Origin of the sequence: Treponema lecithinolyticum ATCC 700332, from assembly GCA_000468055.1 — a bacterium.
GTDB lineage: Bacteria > Spirochaetota > Spirochaetia > Treponematales > Treponemataceae > Treponema_C > Treponema_C lecithinolyticum.
The window spans coordinates 1-2,782 of record KI260564.1 but is presented as its reverse complement, the minus strand read 5'-3'; the positions used below and the strand labels follow the sequence as shown (position 1 = coordinate 2,782).

Here is a 2,782-nt window from a genome sequence, read left to right as displayed (position 1 = left end):
GGGGGGGGGGGGGGGGGGTAAAATTATATGGCTACACACTGTGGGGACCTCAAGTAAAAATTGGTATAGGGACATATATACATACCGGCTCCTATATTGCTCACGTTTCAATTGGACGCTATTGCAGAATTGCAAGAAATTTTAATTATATACCGTTACATGAGAATGAATACACGCGTTTTTCAAATTATGCGGCAAGACAATTCACAACGATTTCGTTTTATCAAAAAAGTTTTTTTGGGTTCGACTCAAAAAGTGAAAATCAAACAATTACAACATGTACAATCGGCAACGATGTTTGGATAGGAGAACATGTTACTATATTGGGAAATGTCACCGTCGGTAACGGAGCGGTTATAGGGGCTGGAAGCATCGTAACTAAAAACGTTGCACCATTCTCTGTTGTCGCCGGCGTTCCTGCAAAATTCATTAAATATAGATATGATAATGATAAGATTAGATTAATGCAAAAATTACAATGGTGGGATTGGCCACTGAAAAAAATCTATGCTAACTATGACCGTTTATGCAAATTTGATAAAACCTTATTAAAGGATGAATGATTGATAAATCAAGGTAAGTAATATGACTGTATCAATAGTAACACCAACACTAAATTCAATGCGAACATTGGACGCATATTTTAATGCAATAATGTCGCAAAATTATCCGCATGCTAAAATTGAAATTATTATTGCCGATGGCGGTTCAACCGATGGAACACGTGAGAAAATAGTTGAATTTCAAAGGACTTGTGATATATCTATAAAACTGTATGAGAACCCATTAAAAACCGCTGAAGCGGGAAAAGCCGTTGGTGTTCGTAATGCAAATAATGATATCGTGTGTCTTTTGGATTCGGATAATATTTTGCCTGACGCAACATGGCTTGAACGTATGCTAGAGCCGTTTAGCGAACAAAACATTATTGCAACGGAACCGATAGCATATACATGGCGCAAAGAAGATCATGCCATAAACCGTTATTGCGCGCTCATAGGTATGAATGATCCAATCTGTCTATTTACCGGCAATTACGATCGATATTGTTCTATAACAAATAAATGGACGGAAGTAAAACACGAAGAAAAAGATAGAGGAAATTATCTTTCAGTTAAATTTTTTCCTGACATGATTCCTACTATAGGAGCGAACGGATTTTGTATACGGAAAGAAACATTGCTGGCGAATTTTACCGGCGATTATTTGTTTGACATAGATATTCTCTGGCAATTATTACAGAAAAATCCTGAATGTAGAATAGCAAAAGTAAAAATCGGTATCGTACATTTATATTGCGCTGATATTACTACTTTTTATAGAAAGCAAAACAGACGTATATGTGATTTTTTATTTTTTCGTAATGCAAAGGAGAGAACCTATCCTTGGACACGCGTAAATAAAATAAAAATAGTGTGGTATATTTTTTGCTGTATTACCGTTTTACCGCTTATGATACAAGCGGCGATTGGTTTTATACGGAAACAAGACGGCATAGCTTGGCTTTTTCATATTCCTATTTGTTTAATTACATTGTGGGTCTATGGAATTAGGACGCTGCAAAGTTTAATAGCCCCCCCCCCACCACCCAACCGTAAAGGCTGGCATAATTGAAAAAGAACCGTTATGTACACCGACCCTTTCTGTTGTTATTCCCTGTTACAATGGGATAGGTAGGCACGAAAATTTGAGGTAGTACTTTGCTTTTTCATTCAATAAAATTTTTTATTTTTTTCCCTATAGTAACAATACTTTATCTTTTTTTTGTTCGTGTTATAAAAAAGAATTGGCTAAATCAACTGCTCCTATTAGCAGCCAGTTTGTATTTTTATGCATGCTGGAATCCAAAGTATCTACTGCTTATACTGTCATCTGTTTTTATCACATGGGCAAGCGGTATTTTAATGACAGATAAACCGCAAAGGTATAAAAAAATTGTTTTATTTATGTCTTTACTAAGTAATCTCGGTATTTTATTTTTTTTCAAATATTATAATTTTTTTGCAAATACTATAAATATTTTATATACAAAACTACACATACATACACAAATACCAGCATTCAATGTACTTCTCCCAGTGGGTATATCATTTTATACTTTCCAAGCTCTTGGATACTCAATAGATGTATACCGAGGTGCTGTAAAACCTGAAAAAAATATTATTACCTATGCATTATTTGTAACTTTTTTTCCGCAGCTTGTTGCCGGTCCCATAGAACGAACTGGACACCTACTGCCTCAATTTAAAAGTAATCATGATTTTGATTATACACGAGTAACAGACGGACTCAAACTGGCTTTATGGGGAATGTTCAAAAAAATCGTTATTGCGGACCAGCTGGCAGTATATGTTGATAAAGTGTACTCCTCTCCGACAGAGTACCAAAGTATAGCCTTAATTCTAGCAACAGTCTTTTTTGCATTTCAAATTTTATGTGATTTTTCAGGATATTCGGACATTGCGATCGGCTGTGCAAAAATCTTGGGGTTTTCATTAAACAAGAACTTCGACAGTCCTTATCTTGCACGTAATATAGCAGATTTTTGGAAACGATGGCATATTTCATTATCGACTTGGTTTAGGGATTATCTATATATTCCTTTGGGAGGTAATAGATGTTTTTGCATACGCCATTATTTTAATCTACTGATTACTTTTATACTAAGCGGATTGTGGCACGGAGCAAGTATAACTTTTATTTTTTGGGGTTTAATACACGGCTTATTCCTAGTAATCGGTAATATTAAAAATAGAGTATGCAAAGCTCCCCCCCCCCCCCC

General features: G+C 35.4%; 3 protein-coding genes. All 3 read left to right on the top strand.

Going from position 1 to position 2,782, the window contains the following annotated elements; all coding sequences use genetic code 11:
• Positions 1 to 563 (top strand): CatB-related O-acetyltransferase (locus HMPREF9193_RS10735; protein WP_021686916.1); only part of this gene is annotated, 563 nt, incomplete at its 5' end.
• A 22-nt stretch (positions 564 to 585) separates the two neighbouring features.
• Positions 586 to 1,614, top strand: a complete 1,029-nt coding sequence (locus tag HMPREF9193_RS04625) for a glycosyltransferase family 2 protein (RefSeq protein ID WP_084604364.1) — start codon at positions 586 to 588, stop codon at positions 1,612 to 1,614.
• A 290-nt stretch (positions 1,615 to 1,904) separates the two neighbouring features.
• On the top strand, positions 1,905 to 2,782 hold an 878-nt coding region (locus tag HMPREF9193_RS04620; protein ID WP_306698969.1), incomplete at its 3' end, for an MBOAT family O-acyltransferase.